Genomic DNA, 13,667 nt, shown 5'->3' with positions numbered 1-13,667 from the left:
GTCTGGCTGGGCTGGCAGAATACGGCGGCAGTCAGTCGGACCAGACGAGCATCCTAGCTCGCTTCAAATAACGCCATGGCCTCGACATGCGCGGTCTGCGGAAACATGTCGAGGATCCCGGCACGTTTTAACCGGTAGCCCTGCTTGATCAATTCAACCGTGTCCCGCGCCAGCGTCGCCGGATTGCAGGACACGTACACCAACCGTTCGGCCCCCAGGGCGGCGAGCTTGCCCACCACCTCGAACGCACCGTCACGGGGTGGGTCCAAGAGTACCGCAGAAAAGCCGTCTTTGGCCCAACCGGCATCACTCAAAGGCTGGGACAAATCGGCCTGAAAAAAATGCGCGTTATGCAGATTATTGCTCAAGGCATTGGCGGCGGCCCGTTCGACCATGGTCGCCACGCCTTCCACCGCCACCACTTCGCGCACCTGACGAGCCAGGGGCAACGCAAAGTTGCCGAGCCCGCAGAACAGATCCAGGACCCGCTCATCGGCTGCCGGCTTCAACCAGTCCAGCGCCTGGGCGACCATGGCCTCGTTGACCCCGGCATTGACCTGGACGAAATCCCCCGGCCGATACGCCAACTCCAGGTCCCAGGTCTCCAGGCGATAGCCCAGGGACAACGACGGGTCCACCGGCTGCGGGCCGTCTTCGCCATGCAACCAGAGTTGCGCATCATGGGTGACACAGAAATCCTGAAGGACTTGCAGGTCCTGCTCCGACAACGGCGCCATATGCCGCAACAACACCGCCACCGCCGAACCGCTGAACAATTCCACATGGCCGAGGGCCTGGGGTTTGCTCAAGCGCCGCAGCATGGCCGGCAATTCGCGCATCAGCGGTTGCAAGGCCTGTACCAGTACCGGGCAATCGTCGATGGCGACGATATCCTGACTGGAGGCGGCGCGGAAACCCACTTCCAAGGTCTTGGTCCTGGCATCCCAGCGCACGGCCACACGGGCCCGTCGCCGATAGCCGAATTCCGGACCGGTCAGGGGCGCTGCCCACTCCAGTGGTTCGACGCCCGCGACACGCGACAGTTGCTCGGCGAGCATGCTCTGTTTCAGGGCGAGCTGATCGTCGTGGGGCATATGTTGCACGCTGCAACCGCCACAACGCCCGGCATGGGCGCAGGGCGCGGGACGGCGTTGCTCGCTGGCGAGAAACACCCGCTCGGTGCGCGCCTCGACCACCTTGCCGTGGGCACCCAGCACCCGCGCTTCGACTTCTTCACCCGCAAGGGCCCCGGCGACAAACCAGGTACGGCCTTCAATAAAGGCAATGCCACGGCCGTCGTTGGACAGCCGCTCGATGGTCAGGCGCTGCTTCTTGCCGGTCGGTACCTGTGGCGCCCGGCTACCGCCAGTGGGCTGGAAGCGCAGGCCGCGTTCATGCTTGGCCATCAGTTGGGCGCGTCGTAGATGCCGGTCGACAGGTAGCGGTCGCCTCGGTCACAGATGATCGCGACCATCACCGCGTTCTCGACTTCGCGGGACAGGCGCAACATCGCCGCCACCGCACCGCCCGAGGACACACCACAGAAGATCCCTTCTTCACGGGCGAGACGACGCATCACGTCCTCCGCCTCTTCCTGGCCCATGTCGACGATACGGTCGACACGGTCGGCCTGGAAAATCTTCGGCAGGTACTCATGGGGCCAGCGGCGAATACCCGGAATCGAGGCGCCTTCCATCGGTTGCAGACCGACGATCTGCACCTCGGGGTTCTGCTCTTTCAGGTAGCGCGACACGCCCATGATGGTCCCGGTGGTGCCCATGGAGCTGACGAAATGGGTGATCGTGCCCTGGGTCTGGCGCCAGATTTCCGGGCCGGTGCTGGTGTAGTGGGCTTCGGGGTTGTCGCCATTGGCGAACTGGTCGAGCACCTTGCCACGGCCTTCGGCCTGCATGCGCTCGGCCAGGTCACGGGCGCCTTCCATCCCCTCCTCGCGAGTCACCAGGATCAACTCGGCGCCATAGGCGGTCATCGCCGCCTTGCGTTCGGCGGTGGAGTTGTCCGGCATGATCAGGATCATCTTGTAACCCTTGATCGCGGCGGCCATGGCCAGGGCGATCCCGGTGTTGCCCGAGGTGGCTTCGATCAGGGTGTCGCCGGCCTGGATCTGCCCACGCAATTCGGCGCGGGTGATCATCGACAGTGCCGGACGATCCTTGACGGAGCCCGCGGGGTTGTTCCCTTCAAGCTTGAGCAGCAGGGTATTGCTGGTGGCGCCGGGCAGGCGCTGCAAGCGGACCAGGGGCGTGTTGCCGACGCAATCGGCGATGGTAGGGTACTGCAAGGTCATGGCGTATTCGCAATCCAGACTGCGGGGGCTGACATCATACCGGCAAATGTCAGCGCTCCATATCACTCAAAATGCAGTACCTATAACTGAACGATATAACCCGAGCAAACCCAGCGCCCCGCTCGCCTGTCGTCATGACCTGCCCACACTCTTTTGAAACCCTTGGGCGACGGTATCCATTGGCGTTGCCGGCGACGTCATTTCTTCTTGATTTCAAAGGCGCCGTGTACGTGTTGCCCTGTCGAAAAAAGTACAACGTTGAAAGTGCCCTTCGCCTGCTGCCCCTCGACATAGCTTTCAAAAATAATCTCGCCGCTCTCCGCAAAATTTACAAATGGCTCACCAATACTAAAGTGAATATCAACGGGTTTTCTAAAACCGACCGCGTACTTGCCTGGACCGCTTACGTCATTGGGGTCAATAGAAACAAAATTAATATCTTTATCGAGCCCAATAAAACGATTGGTAAAATCCGAAAAATAATTAACCTCCACGGAGGAAAACTCAAACTTCGGATGACCTTCAACAGTATGAGCAGTTATTGAACCTGTTGCATTACCTGGCGACTTGAAGGTTTTTTTTGCGTTCATGATCCATGACTCCTCTTGAGAAAATAGAAAAAACAAGACTGCCTTCCAAGACTAAACATCCAGAGCGTTTTGCCTACCTGTCAGAAATGACAGTCCCGACAAACGGTTCCCACCATGCAAGGACGTCCGATCGTTCAGAACCGACAGGAAAAGAATCGATCCGCGGCTCTCAACGGATCACAAGCCATCACTTGTCCAAACACAAACTTTGCGAGATTTCGCCCCCCGCAAATGGCTACACTGCGCAAGTGGAGCGGGCGCAGGATGCGCGCGCCGATAATCGAAGATGGGCGTATCTGCCGGACGCTGTATCTGACGGAGACTGTTGCGTGCTTAAAAACCTGGGCATCAAGGGCCGCGTACTGCTGCTCACCCTGCTGCCGACCACGCTGATGGCGTTGGTGCTGGGCGGCTATTTCACCTGGCTGCAACAGTCGGACCTGCAGACCCAACTGCTGCAACGCGGCGAGATGATCGCCGAACAGCTCGCGCCGCTGGTCGCGCCGGCCCTGGGCCATAACGATGTCGACCTGCTGGAGCGCATCGCCACCCAGTCCCTGGAACAGGCCGACGTGCGCGCCGTGTCCTTTCTCGGCGCCAACCGCGAGCAACTGGCCCATGCCGGTCCGAGCATGCTCAACCAGCCGCCCATCGGTAACAGCAGCCACCTGCTGCAACGCACCGGCAACGATGCCACCCGCTATCTATTGCCGGTCTTCGGCCGCCACCGCAATATTTCCGGCGACGTGATCCCGGAAGAAGCCGACCGCCTGCTGGGCTGGGTCGAACTGGAGCTGTCCCATAACAATATGTTGCTGCGCGGCTATCGCAGCCTGTTCGCCAGCCTGCTGCTGATTGCCACCGGCCTGCTCGGCACCGCCTTGCTGGCCCTGCGCATGAGCCGCACGATCAACGCGCCGCTCGGCAAGATCAAGCAAGCCGTGGCCCAACTCAAGGAAGGCAATCTGGAAACCCGCCTGCCGCCACTTGGCAGCCAGGAGCTGGATCAACTGGCCTCGGGCATCAACCGCATGGCCGAGACCCTGCAGAACGCCCAGGAAGAATTGCAGCACAGCATCGACCAGGCCACCGAGGACGTACGGCAGAACCTGGAAACCATCGAGATCCAGAACATCGAACTGGACCTGGCGCGCAAGGAGGCCCTGGAGGCCAGCCGGATCAAGTCCGAGTTCCTCGCCAATATGAGCCACGAGATCCGCACCCCGCTCAACGGCATCCTTGGTTTCACCCACCTGCTGCAGAAAAGCGAACTGACCCCGCGCCAGCTCGACTACCTGGGCACCATCGAGAAGTCCGCCGACAGCCTGTTGGGGATCATCAACGAAATTCTCGACTTCTCGAAGATCGAGGCCGGCAAGCTGGTGCTCGACAGCATTCCGTTCAATCTACGCGACCTGCTCCAGGACACCCTGACCATCCTCGCCCCGGCGGCCCACGCCAAGCAGCTGGAACTGGTCAGCCTGGTCTATCGCGACACCCCGCTGTCGCTGATCGGCGACCCGCTACGGCTCAAGCAGATCCTCACCAACCTGGTGAGCAACGCGATCAAGTTCACCCGCGAAGGCACCATCGTCGCCCGGGCCATGCTCGAGGAAGAACACGAAGACAGCGTGCAGTTGCGCATCAGCGTGCAGGACACCGGTATCGGTTTGTCGAGCCAGGATGTCCGGGCGCTGTTCCAGGCCTTCAGCCAGGCCGACAACTCGCTGTCGCGGCAACCCGGCGGCACCGGCCTGGGCCTGGTGATCTCCAAGCGCCTGATCGAACAGATGGGCGGCGAGATCGGCGTCGACAGCACCCCGGGCGAAGGCTCGGAATTCTGGATCAGCCTGAGCCTGCCCAAGACCCGCGACGATATCGAAGACCTGCCCGCCGCACCGTTGCTCGGGCGCCGCGTGGCGGTGCTGGAAAATCACGAGTTGTCACGTCAGGCGCTGCAGCACCAGCTGGAGGATTGCGGCCTGGAAGTGACCCCGTTCAACAGCCTGCAAAACCTCGCCAATGGGGTGACCGGGGCGCACCAGACCGACCAGGCCATCGACCTCGCGGTCCTCGGCGTCACCGCCCAGGAAATGCCGCCGGAACGCCTGAGCCAGCATATCTGGGACCTCGAACACCTCGGCTGCAAAGTGCTGGTGCTGTGCCCGACCACCGAGCAGACGCTGTTCCAGCTCTGCGTGCCCAACCCCCACGGCCAGCTCCAGGCCAAGCCGGCCTGTACGCGCAAACTGCGTCGGGCCCTGGCGGAACTGATCACCCCGCGCCCGGCACGCCTGGAGCCCGTCGAGCCCCTCGGCAGCCGGGCACCGCGAGTGCTTTGCGTCGACGACAACCCGGCCAACCTGCTGCTGGTGCAGACCCTGCTCGAAGACATGGGCGCCTGGGTGCTGGCGGTGGACAGCGGTTACGCGGCCATCGACGCCGTGCAACGCGAAGCCTTCGACCTGGTGTTGATGGATGTGCAGATGCCGGGCATGGATGGCCGGCAAAGCACCGAGGCGATTCGCCAATGGGAGCATGAGCGGCAAAGCACTCCGCTGCCCATCGTCGCCCTCACCGCCCACGCCATGGCCAACGAAAAACGCGCCCTGCTGCAAAGCGGCATGGACGACTACCTGACCAAGCCCATCAGCGAGCGGCAACTGGCCCAGGTGGTACTCAAATGGACCGGCCTGGCCCTGCGCAACCAGGGGCCGGAACGGGCCGGCGAACAGGGCCGCGTCGGCAGCGAGCTGCTGGTGCTTGACCCGGACGAAGGCCTGCGCCTGGCCGCCGGCAAGCCCGATCTCGCCGCCGATATGCTGGCGATGCTGCTGGCCTCCCTGGAAGCCGACCGCGAAGCGATTCGCCAGGCCCGCAACGCCAACGACCACAATGCCCTGATCGAACGGGTGCACCGCCTCCACGGCGCCACCCGCTACTGTGGCGTGCCGCAATTGCGCGCGGCCTGCCAGCGCAGCGAAACCCTGCTCAAGCAAGACGCGCCCAATGCCCGCCAAGCCTTGGACGAACTGGACGTCGCCATCGCTCGCCTCGCCGCCGAGGCCCGTGTCAGTGCCTGATCCATGGCAAGGGCCGGGCACGGCCCGCGTACCATGATCGTCAGCGCCCCCCCGTCACCGGATCGAAGGTCATACACCCCTGCCATTTGCGCGGCGTCTGCGTGCTAGCATACCGGCCATAATTTGGAGGACCCATGGTCGAACACGATTTCCGCTACAGCCTGATGAACCCGCAGCACACCCTGACCGAATGCCGCGCCCTGGTGCCGGGACGCTATCAGGTCACCGGCAACGGTGGCTCGATCCGCGCCGACGATGTCCTGCTGGTGACCCTCAAGGGCAGCAAGGACCTGTCCATGCGCCTGACCGTGGACACCGTTCGCCATCTGATCAACCCGCCCGGCCAATGGGTCGCGGTCGCCAAGGGGCCGGTCTTCGGCGAACTGGCGATCCACCAGTGGCAGGTCAACTGCGACAGTTGCGCCAAGGAACTGAACTTCGAATTCGCGGTGGACGCCAAGCTCGGCACCCCCGCGCAAAAGCCAGCCGCCACGGCGCGTATCGCCGAGCTGGGCTGGAAGACACAGGGCGAGAAACATCTGTGCCCGAGATGCCAGGAGGCAAAGTAATGAAACGCGTGGTGATTCTGGGAATGTTGGGCGCCGGCCTGTACGGCTGCGCCGGCGAACAGGTGCACTTGCAGCAGGATCACAGCTACGTGCTGGAGTGGATCGGCGAACGTCCGTTGATCGACAACAGCCATCTGACCGTCACCCTCGGCGACGATGGCCGGGCCTATGGCACCGGCGGCTGCAACCACTGGTTCGCGCCCTATACCCTGGAGGGCGGGAACCTGAGCTTCGGCAAAGTCGGCAGCACTCGCAAACTCTGCGCACCGGCGTTGATGGAGCAGGAAAAACGCTTCCTCCAGGCGCTGGAGAATGTCCAGCGCTGGGATATCTCGCCCATCGAGCAGGTGCGTTTCTGGCCGCAGGAAGGCCAGCCGCTGCGGCTGTGGTCGGAAGAAGGCTGAAGCTCAGCCGCGCAAGGCCTTGAGCTTGGCCAATACGCCTGCTGCGGTCTGCTCGCCCATCAACTGCTCGCGAACCTTGCCCTTGTCATCGATGATGTAGGTCACCGGCAAGGCTTCGCTGCGCGGCAGGTCGAAGAAGTCCGCCGGATCCTGGGCCAGCACCGTGAAACGGATGCCCAGGGTTTCACCGGCCTTGCGCAGGTCATCGCCCTGCAAACCGTCGAAATTCACCCCGAACACCTCCACCGGCTGGCCCTTGAGCTGCTCGGACAAGGCGTTCAATTGCGGAATCTCGGTACGGCACGGGCCACACCACTCGGCCCAGTAGTTGACCACCTTCCACTGTTTGTCCAGGCGCTCGGACGCGACCTTCTGGCCGTTCTGGTCGACGCCGTAATCGTTGCCGCAACCGCTCAGCAGCAACGCCCCCATCATCGCCAATGCGGCGGCCAATCGCCTTGCCATGTGCACAATCCCCCATCAAATACGTTATCGACTGCGACCCTTTACCTCACAAGGTTCAGGAGCGCTCGCCAGGCAGGTAGAATACCCGCCACCTTACGCAAGATGCGACCCGCACATGACCGATCTGACGCTTTATCACAACCCGCGCTGCTCGAAATCCCGCGGTGCGCTGGAACTGCTCCAGGGCCGTGGCCTCACGCCCATCGTCGTGCACTATCTGGAAACCCCGCTGGACGCCGCGCAGCTCAAGGCGTTGCTCGGCAAGCTCGGCATCGGCGCGCGGCAATTGCTGCGCACCGGCGAGGATGAGTACAAACAGTTGAAGCTGGCCGACAGCCAGCTCAGCGAAGAACAACTGATCGCCGCCATCGCCGCACACCCCAAGCTGATGGAGCGGCCGATCCTGGTGGTCGGTGACAAGGCGGTCATCGGTCGTCCACCGGAGAATGTGCTGGAGATCCTGCCGTGAGTGCACCTTACGTTCTGGTGTTGTTCTACAGCCGTAACGGTTCCACCCGCGAAATGGCCCGGCAGATTGCCCGCGGCGTCGAGCAGGCCGGACTGGAAGCGCGCCTGCGCACCGTACCGGCGATTTCCAGCCAGTGCGAAGCCGTGGCGCCGGAGATCCCCGAGGAAGGCGCGCTGTATGCCAGCCTCGATGACCTGAAAAACTGTGCGGCCCTGGCCCTCGGCAGCCCGACCCGTTTCGGCAATATGGCGGCGCCGCTGAAGTACTTTATCGACGGCACCAGCAACCTGTGGCTGACCGGTGCCCTGGTGGGCAAGCCGGCCGGGGTCTTTACCTCGACGTCGAGCCTCCATGGCGGCCAGGAAAGCACCTTGTTGTCGATGCTGCTGCCGCTGTTGCACCACGGTATGCTGGTCACCGGCCTGCCCTACAGCGAGTCGGCCTTGCTCGACACCCGTGGTGGTGGCACGCCCTATGGCGCCAGCCACCATACCGGCATCGACGGCAAGCGCGCGTTGGACGAACATGAAATCGCCTTGTGCCGGGCACTCGGCCTGCGTCTGGCGAAGACCGCCCTGAGCCTGGAGAACGGCCGTGGCTAGGAAGCCTAAAGTGTTGCCGTCCGAGGCCTGGCTGGAGCCGCGTGTGCGCTGGAGCCGTGGCTTGGCGCTGGTGTGCTTTTTCGGTCTGGCAGTCCTGCTGAGCGTCTATTACCCGGTGTTCGCCGACCTGCATGGCGCACGATCCTGGGCGATCCTGTTCGTCGTACTGGTGCCGCTGCTGCTGTTGTTACCAGGCATGTTGCAGGGCAGCGCTCGCGGGCACTCGTTCACCTGCTATGTGATGAACCTGTATTTCATACAGGGGGTATTGGCGGCGTTCGATCCCAACCGGCAACTGTTCGGCTTCCTGGAGATCGGCATGAGCGTGGCGGTGTTCTGCAGCGCGATGGTCTATGTGCGCTGGCGTCATCAGTTGAATCGGCGGTTGGCCGGAGAAGGCCAGGTTCAAGCCGTGTAGCGCCTGGACTGACGTTTTCGCGGGCAAGCCCTGCTCCTACAGGATTGTGGTGGATACAAGATTTGTGTTCGAAGCAGAACTGTAGGAGCAGGGCTTGCCCGCGAAGAACGATAACGCGGTCTATCGCCCGAACCGGAATCCATGTTCTTCAATGATTGGTGGTGTACGCCAACATCATCGACAGCTGGCACATCGGCCGGCCACTCTCGGCATGCCACTGGTTGAAGGCGTCCTGCACGATCGCCAGATCCCGCAGGCTGGTGGGCACCTTGTCGACGATCTTCTGCGCATTCAGCGCCGCCACCACGTCATAGGTCGGAACGAAGGTGTCCTTGCCGACCATCCGCAGAAAACGCGGCGCCGATAGCCCGCCCAACTGATGGCCGTGCTTGGCCAGGTACTTCCACAACCCGGTGATTTCAGTGACCGGCCAATCGGCGATCAACGCGCCAAAACTGCCCTTCTCCCTGGCCACGTCCAACACCATCTGCGCATTGCGCGGCACGCTCTTGAGCTTGCCCAGGTGACGAATGATTCGCGCATCCTGCATCAGGCGCTCCAGATGCTCGGCGCCCATCAACACCACTTTTTCCGGGTCGAAGCCGAAAAACACCTGCTCGAACACCGGCCACTTGGCGTCCACCAGGCTGTGCTTGAGGCCGGCGCGAAAGACCCGCAAGGCGATCATCGACAGATAACGGTCGTCCGGCAGTTCACGCAGTTGCTGCGAACTGGCCGGCACCGGTAATTCAGCCTCCAGCGCGGCGGCCGAACCGAAGCGGTTCAGGCAGTACTCATGCAACCATTTGTAATCGCGCATTCAGAGGTTCACTACGTTGACGAAGCGCGATGCGGCGGTCTCATCGATTCGAAGGTGGGTAAAGTCGAACAGGTTGCGGTCGGCCAGCTGCGATGGCACGACATTCTGCAAACCACGGAAGATGCTTTCGGTACGCCCGGGGGTCTTGCGCTCCCACTCCTGGAGCATGTCCTTGACCACCTGGCGCTGCAGGTTTTCCTGGGAGCCGCAGAGGTTGCAGGGAATGATCGGGAATTGCTTGAGGTCCGAATAGGCCTGGATGTCCTTCTCGCTGCAATAGGCCAGCGGCCGGATCACCACGTTACGTCCGTCGTCGGCCCGCAGCTTGGGCGGCATGGCCTTGAGCGAGCCGTTGTAGAACATATTGAGGAAAAAGGTTTCGACGATATCGTCGCGGTGATGCCCCAGGGCCATCTTGGTCGCGCCGATCTCGTCGGCGAAGGTGTACAGCGTGCCCCGACGCAGGCGCGAACACAGGGAGCAGGTGGTCTTGCCTTCGGGGATCAGTTCCTTGACCACCGAGTAGGTATCCTTCTCGACGATGTGATACTCCACGCCCAGCGCTTTCAGGTAGGCGGGCAGTACATGTTCGGGGAAACCGGGCTGCTTCTGGTCCATGTTCACGGCGACGATGTCGAACTTGATCGGCGCCACTTTCTGCAAGTGCATCAGAACGTCGAGCATGGTGTAGCTGTCCTTGCCGCCGGACAGGCAGACCATGACCTTGTCACCCTCTTCAATCATGTTGAAGTCGGCGATCGCCTCACCCGCTTGGCGGCGCAGGCGTTTCTGCAGTTTGTTCTGATTGACCGAAAGAGTGCCCATAGCTCTTGCCCTAACCCTTGAAATCCGCGCGAGGTGTGTCGAAAAGCCGATTATTTTACCTATAAACCGGCGTGGGGCGAAGACGGCGCAACAGCCTCTGTTCAAGCTGGGGGTTCACAACCAAATACGACAATGCGATTACAGTCCCGCCCGACAGTTCGATTTGCTCTAAAGCGTGCGGCTCGCCCTCCCTATACTGCGATATAAGGTCGCATATAAATCCAGACCTGACTTCGGCCACTTGGCCCGCAGGCGCTCCACCGGGGGGCGATGGCAATAACAAAAGGAGTGACTGGCATGATCCATCACGTAGTCGGACTGTTCACCCACCCTGATCAGGAATGGCGACAAATCCGTGGCGACGCCGAGGAAAGCATCGGCCATATGTACCTCACCCACACCCTGATCCTCGCCGCCATCCCGGCCATTTCGGCCTTTATCGGCACCACCCGGATCGGCTGGGTCATCGGCAACCGCGCGCCAGTGATGCTGACCCAGGACAGCGCCATCTGGATGACCCTCATGTCCTATATCGCCATGCTCGGCGGTGTGGCGGTGATGGGCGCATTTATCCACTGGATGGCCCGCACCTACGACGCCAATCCGAGCCTGGCCCGTTGCGTGGCCTTCGCCACCTACACCGCCACACCGCTGTTCATCGGCGGCCTGGCGGCGCTCTATCCGCATATGTGGCTGGGGATGATCGTCGGCACGGCGGCCATCTGCTACACCGTCTATCTGCTGTACGTCGGCCTGCCGACCTTTATGAACATCCCTTCGGACGAAGGCTTCCTGTTCTCCAGTTCCGTCCTGGCTGTCGGCCTGGTGGTGCTGGTGGCGATCATGGCCTTTACCGTGATCGTCTGGGGGCTGGGCGTCGGCCCGGTGTACACCAACTGAATAAAACAAAGCCATAACTGCCAACACAGGCCGCCGCAAGGCGGCCTTTTAACGCGCCACGACCATTCGGCGCCTGGCGGATTCGGAAATCCCCGGGTTTACGGCATACTCGACGCCTCTGGAGATCCGTACAGCATGCCCGAGCAACTCAAGACCCGCGTCGAAGACTGTTTCCAACAAGCCGAATCCTTTTTCAAACGAGCTTTCAAGCGTCCTGTGGTCAGCCTCAAGCTGCATGGCCAGAAGGCTGGCGTGGCGCATTTGCATGAAAACCTGCTGCGTTTCAATCCGCAGCTGTACCGGGAAAACAGCGAAGACTTCCTCAAGCAGACCGTGGCCCACGAGGTCGCGCACCTGATCGCCCATCAGTTGTTCGGCGAACGTATCCAGCCCCATGGCGAGGAATGGCAGTTGATCATGCGCGGGGTCTACGAACTGCCGCCCAATCGTTGCCACACCTATGAGGTCCAGCGCCGCCGGGTGACGCGGTATATCTACCGCTGTCCGTGCGCTGAAAGCGACTTTGCGTTTTCGGCCCAGCGCCATCGGTTGGTGAGCGAGGGCCGGCGTTATCTGTGCCGGCGTTGTCGGCATACCCTGGTGTTCAGTGGTGAAATGCGGGTGGAGTAAGTTTTTTACGTGATGGTGGCCTTACCGGCCTCTTCGCGGGCAAGCCCTGCTCCTACAGTTCTGTGGGGAACGCAGGATTTGTGTTCGACACCGAACTGTAGGAGCAGGGCTTGCCCGCGAAAGCGATAGAACAGGCGCAACAGCATCAGGCCATGACACCAGCCTCTCGCAACACCGCTATCCGCTCTTCGCTGTACCCCAGTTCGCGCAACACCTCATCACCATGTTCACCCAACCGTGCGCCGATATGCCTGGGCGTCGGCAACCCCAGGGAAAACTTCAACGGACAGGCCATCTGCGCCTGCGTGCTGCCATCCCCACGGGGCACCTGCACCACCACCTCCCGGGCCTGCAACTGCGGATGCCCGACCGCCTCGCCCAAGCTGAGCACCGGCTCGACGCAAGCATCCAGCCCGGCAAACAAAGCGCACAACTCATCGAAATCACGTTGTTCAAACTCGATCTGCAACGCCTGCTTCAACGCCTGTTGCACCTCAGGCTCGGACGACAGCCCTTGAACCGCCAACTCCGCTCGCCCCAATGCCCCGCACAACTGCTGCATAAACGCCGGTTCCAGACTCCCCACGGCAAACCAGCGCCCTTCCCGACTACGGTAATAGTCGTAGAAACTGCCGCCATTGAGCATCTGCCCCTCGGGCGCAGGCGCGACCCCGCAAGCGAGAAACCCCGCCCCAGCCATGGCATTCAGGCTGAAGGCACAGTCGGTCATGCTGACATCGACGTATTGCCCCAACCCCGTCTGCTGCCGGGCGATCACCGCCGCCAGTAAGCCGATCACCCCGTGCAACGAACCGCCCGCCACATCCGCCACCTGCATCGCCAGGGGCAGCGGCCCTCCCTCCCGGCGCCCGGTGTAGCTGGCCAACCCCGACAACGCCAGGTAGTTGATGTCATGGCCGGCGCGATCACGGAAAGGACCGGTCTGCCCGTAGCCGGTGATCGACACATAGATCAAGCGCGGATTGATCGCCTTCAGGGCTTCATAACCCAGCCCCAGCCGATCCATCACCCCGGGACGGAACTGCTCCAGGACGATGTCATGCTCGCGCACCAGGTCATGGATCACCGCCACCGCTCCGGCCTGTTTCAAATCCAGGGCCAGGCTGCGCTTGTTGCGATTGAGCCAGGCGTGGCTGGCGGAAATGTCGCGATCGTGGGGCGGCCATACCCGCAGCAGGTCCAGGCGCGCGGGTGATTCGATGCGTAACACCTCGGCGCCCATGTCCGCCAGCAACAACGAGGCGAACGGCCCCGGCAGCAATGTCGAGAAATCCAGTACCTTGAGTGACGCCAGCGGACCGTGCATGGGCTTGCCCTTTTTCCAGATCGACAGGCCCCAGCGTAGGCAGCCGGCCACCTGGCGGCAAGCACCACACTGCTCAGCAGTCCTGACGCCAGACACAAGCCGGCTTGCTGGCGAGGGCGGCTCATCAGGCGACAACGATGTCGACGGCCAGACCGCAATCGCCAGCAAGCCGACTCCTACAAGGGCCGCGGATATATCGGGATACCGCCCATACATATGAAAAAACCCATCCGAAGATGGGTTTTCTCAACTTACCG

At 62.0% G+C, this 13,667-nt stretch carries 15 protein-coding genes; 8 read left to right on the top strand and 7 right to left on the bottom strand.

The features are described from left to right. Positions 1 to 53: 53 nt before the first annotated feature. From rlmD to M5C01_RS26325, 3 genes are all read right to left on the bottom strand, one after another. The gene (gene rlmD / locus M5C01_RS26335) at positions 54 to 1,406 is read right to left on the bottom strand and encodes a 23S rRNA (uracil(1939)-C(5))-methyltransferase RlmD (protein ID WP_152741512.1); all 1,353 of its coding nucleotides are present in this window, start codon (positions 1,404 to 1,406) and stop codon (positions 54 to 56) included. After that, entirely contained in the window at positions 1,406 to 2,308 is a 903-nt protein-coding gene (cysM, locus tag M5C01_RS26330) for a cysteine synthase CysM (protein WP_100944188.1), read from the bottom strand. Before cysM ends, rlmD begins: the two co-directional genes overlap by 1 nt. A gap of 197 nt (positions 2,309 to 2,505) precedes the next feature. Further along, positions 2,506 to 2,898 carry a hypothetical protein gene (locus M5C01_RS26325; RefSeq protein WP_152741513.1) on the bottom strand — a complete coding sequence of 131 codons (393 nt, stop codon included), beginning with the start codon at positions 2,896 to 2,898 and terminating at the stop codon, positions 2,506 to 2,508. Between the two features lie 329 nt (positions 2,899 to 3,227). On the opposite strand from M5C01_RS26325, the gene M5C01_RS26320 reads away from it, so the two are divergent. The 3 genes from M5C01_RS26320 to M5C01_RS26310 all read left to right on the top strand — a co-directional run bounded on the left by M5C01_RS26320 (position 3,228) and on the right by M5C01_RS26310 (position 6,954). Next, positions 3,228 to 5,981: a response regulator gene (locus M5C01_RS26320; RefSeq protein WP_103497271.1), complete on the top strand. Its 2,754-nt coding sequence runs from the start codon at positions 3,228 to 3,230 to the stop codon at positions 5,979 to 5,981. Positions 5,982 to 6,115: 134 nt separating this feature from the next. Then, positions 6,116 to 6,550: a hypothetical protein gene (locus tag M5C01_RS26315; protein WP_103497270.1), complete on the top strand. Its 435-nt coding sequence runs from the start codon at positions 6,116 to 6,118 to the stop codon at positions 6,548 to 6,550. Continuing rightward, positions 6,550 to 6,954, top strand: a complete 405-nt coding sequence (locus M5C01_RS26310) for an META domain-containing protein (protein ID WP_103497269.1) — start codon at positions 6,550 to 6,552, stop codon at positions 6,952 to 6,954. The genes M5C01_RS26315 and M5C01_RS26310 overlap by 1 nt, the downstream gene beginning before the upstream one ends. 3 nt (positions 6,955 to 6,957) lie before the next feature. Here M5C01_RS26310 and M5C01_RS26305 read toward each other — a convergent pair whose 3' ends face one another. After that, positions 6,958 to 7,419: a TlpA disulfide reductase family protein gene (locus tag M5C01_RS26305; RefSeq protein ID WP_152741514.1), complete on the bottom strand. Its 462-nt coding sequence runs from the start codon at positions 7,417 to 7,419 to the stop codon at positions 6,958 to 6,960. Positions 7,420 to 7,534: 115 nt separating this feature from the next. Between M5C01_RS26305 and arsC the strand changes: the two genes are divergently transcribed. From arsC to M5C01_RS26290, 3 genes are read left to right on the top strand one after another with little or no spacing between them, the layout of a single operon-like run. Beyond that, on the top strand, positions 7,535 to 7,888 hold the full coding sequence (arsC, locus tag M5C01_RS26300) for an arsenate reductase (glutaredoxin) (protein WP_152741515.1): 354 nt from the start codon (positions 7,535 to 7,537) through the stop codon (positions 7,886 to 7,888). Beyond that, positions 7,885 to 8,490, top strand: a complete 606-nt coding sequence (gene wrbA, locus M5C01_RS26295; protein ID WP_178129975.1) for an NAD(P)H:quinone oxidoreductase — start codon at positions 7,885 to 7,887, stop codon at positions 8,488 to 8,490. The genes arsC and wrbA overlap by 4 nt, the downstream gene beginning before the upstream one ends. Continuing rightward, positions 8,483 to 8,908 (top strand): DUF2069 domain-containing protein, encoded by a 426-nt coding sequence (locus tag M5C01_RS26290; protein WP_178129976.1) that lies wholly within the window; start codon positions 8,483 to 8,485, stop codon positions 8,906 to 8,908. The genes wrbA and M5C01_RS26290 overlap by 8 nt, the downstream gene beginning before the upstream one ends. A gap of 148 nt (positions 8,909 to 9,056) precedes the next feature. Here M5C01_RS26290 and M5C01_RS26285 read toward each other — a convergent pair whose 3' ends face one another. After that, complete coding sequence (locus tag M5C01_RS26285; protein ID WP_152741516.1) at positions 9,057 to 9,728, bottom strand: DNA-3-methyladenine glycosylase I; 672 nt, start codon at positions 9,726 to 9,728, stop codon at positions 9,057 to 9,059. After that, entirely contained in the window at positions 9,729 to 10,553 is an 825-nt protein-coding gene (gene ttcA, locus M5C01_RS26280; RefSeq protein WP_100944198.1) for a tRNA 2-thiocytidine(32) synthetase TtcA, read from the bottom strand. Between the two features lie 297 nt (positions 10,554 to 10,850). Between ttcA and M5C01_RS26275 the strand changes: the two genes are divergently transcribed. Further along, positions 10,851 to 11,453 carry a Yip1 family protein gene (locus tag M5C01_RS26275; RefSeq protein WP_100944199.1) on the top strand — a complete coding sequence of 201 codons (603 nt, stop codon included), beginning with the start codon at positions 10,851 to 10,853 and terminating at the stop codon, positions 11,451 to 11,453. A 135-nt stretch (positions 11,454 to 11,588) separates the two neighbouring features. Then, positions 11,589 to 12,083 (top strand): SprT family zinc-dependent metalloprotease, encoded by a 495-nt coding sequence (locus M5C01_RS26270; RefSeq protein WP_152741517.1) that lies wholly within the window; start codon positions 11,589 to 11,591, stop codon positions 12,081 to 12,083. A gap of 145 nt (positions 12,084 to 12,228) precedes the next feature. Here the strand turns inward: M5C01_RS26270 and M5C01_RS26265 are convergent, their stop codons facing one another. Continuing rightward, positions 12,229 to 13,410, bottom strand: a complete 1,182-nt coding sequence (locus M5C01_RS26265; RefSeq protein WP_152741538.1) for a CaiB/BaiF CoA-transferase family protein — start codon at positions 13,408 to 13,410, stop codon at positions 12,229 to 12,231. Between the last annotated feature and the right edge of the window lie 257 nt (positions 13,411 to 13,667).

Source organism: Pseudomonas sp. MWU12-2319 (assembly GCF_023242525.1).
Classification (GTDB): domain Bacteria; phylum Pseudomonadota; class Gammaproteobacteria; order Pseudomonadales; family Pseudomonadaceae; genus Aquipseudomonas; species Aquipseudomonas gingeri_D.
Note: the sequence above shows the minus strand (reverse complement) of the source record. Positions and strands in the feature narration are given on the sequence as shown.

Bases quoted from the DNA above. Each gene is read 5' to 3' on its own strand.
- M5C01_RS26285 (WP_152741516.1), bottom strand. From the start codon at position 9,728: ATGCGCGATTACAAATGGTTGCATGAGTACTGCCTGAACCGCTTCGGT.
- M5C01_RS26315 (WP_103497270.1), top strand. From the start codon at position 6,116: ATGGTCGAACACGATTTCCGCTACAGCCTGATGAACCCGCAGCACACC.
- M5C01_RS26325 (WP_152741513.1), bottom strand. From the start codon at position 2,898: ATGAACGCAAAAAAAACCTTCAAGTCGCCAGGTAATGCAACAGGTTCA.
- M5C01_RS26310 (WP_103497269.1), top strand. From the start codon at position 6,550: ATGAAACGCGTGGTGATTCTGGGAATGTTGGGCGCCGGCCTGTACGGC.
- M5C01_RS26305 (WP_152741514.1), bottom strand. From the start codon at position 7,419: ATGGCAAGGCGATTGGCCGCCGCATTGGCGATGATGGGGGCGTTGCTG.
- rlmD (WP_152741512.1), bottom strand. From the start codon at position 1,406: ATGGCCAAGCATGAACGCGGCCTGCGCTTCCAGCCCACTGGCGGTAGC.
- M5C01_RS26275 (WP_100944199.1), top strand. From the start codon at position 10,851: ATGATCCATCACGTAGTCGGACTGTTCACCCACCCTGATCAGGAATGG.
- M5C01_RS26265 (WP_152741538.1), bottom strand. From the start codon at position 13,410: ATGCACGGTCCGCTGGCGTCACTCAAGGTACTGGATTTCTCGACATTG.
- arsC (WP_152741515.1), top strand. From the start codon at position 7,535: ATGACCGATCTGACGCTTTATCACAACCCGCGCTGCTCGAAATCCCGC.
- cysM (WP_100944188.1), bottom strand. From the start codon at position 2,308: ATGACCTTGCAGTACCCTACCATCGCCGATTGCGTCGGCAACACGCCC.
- ttcA (WP_100944198.1), bottom strand. From the start codon at position 10,553: ATGGGCACTCTTTCGGTCAATCAGAACAAACTGCAGAAACGCCTGCGC.
- M5C01_RS26270 (WP_152741517.1), top strand. From the start codon at position 11,589: ATGCCCGAGCAACTCAAGACCCGCGTCGAAGACTGTTTCCAACAAGCC.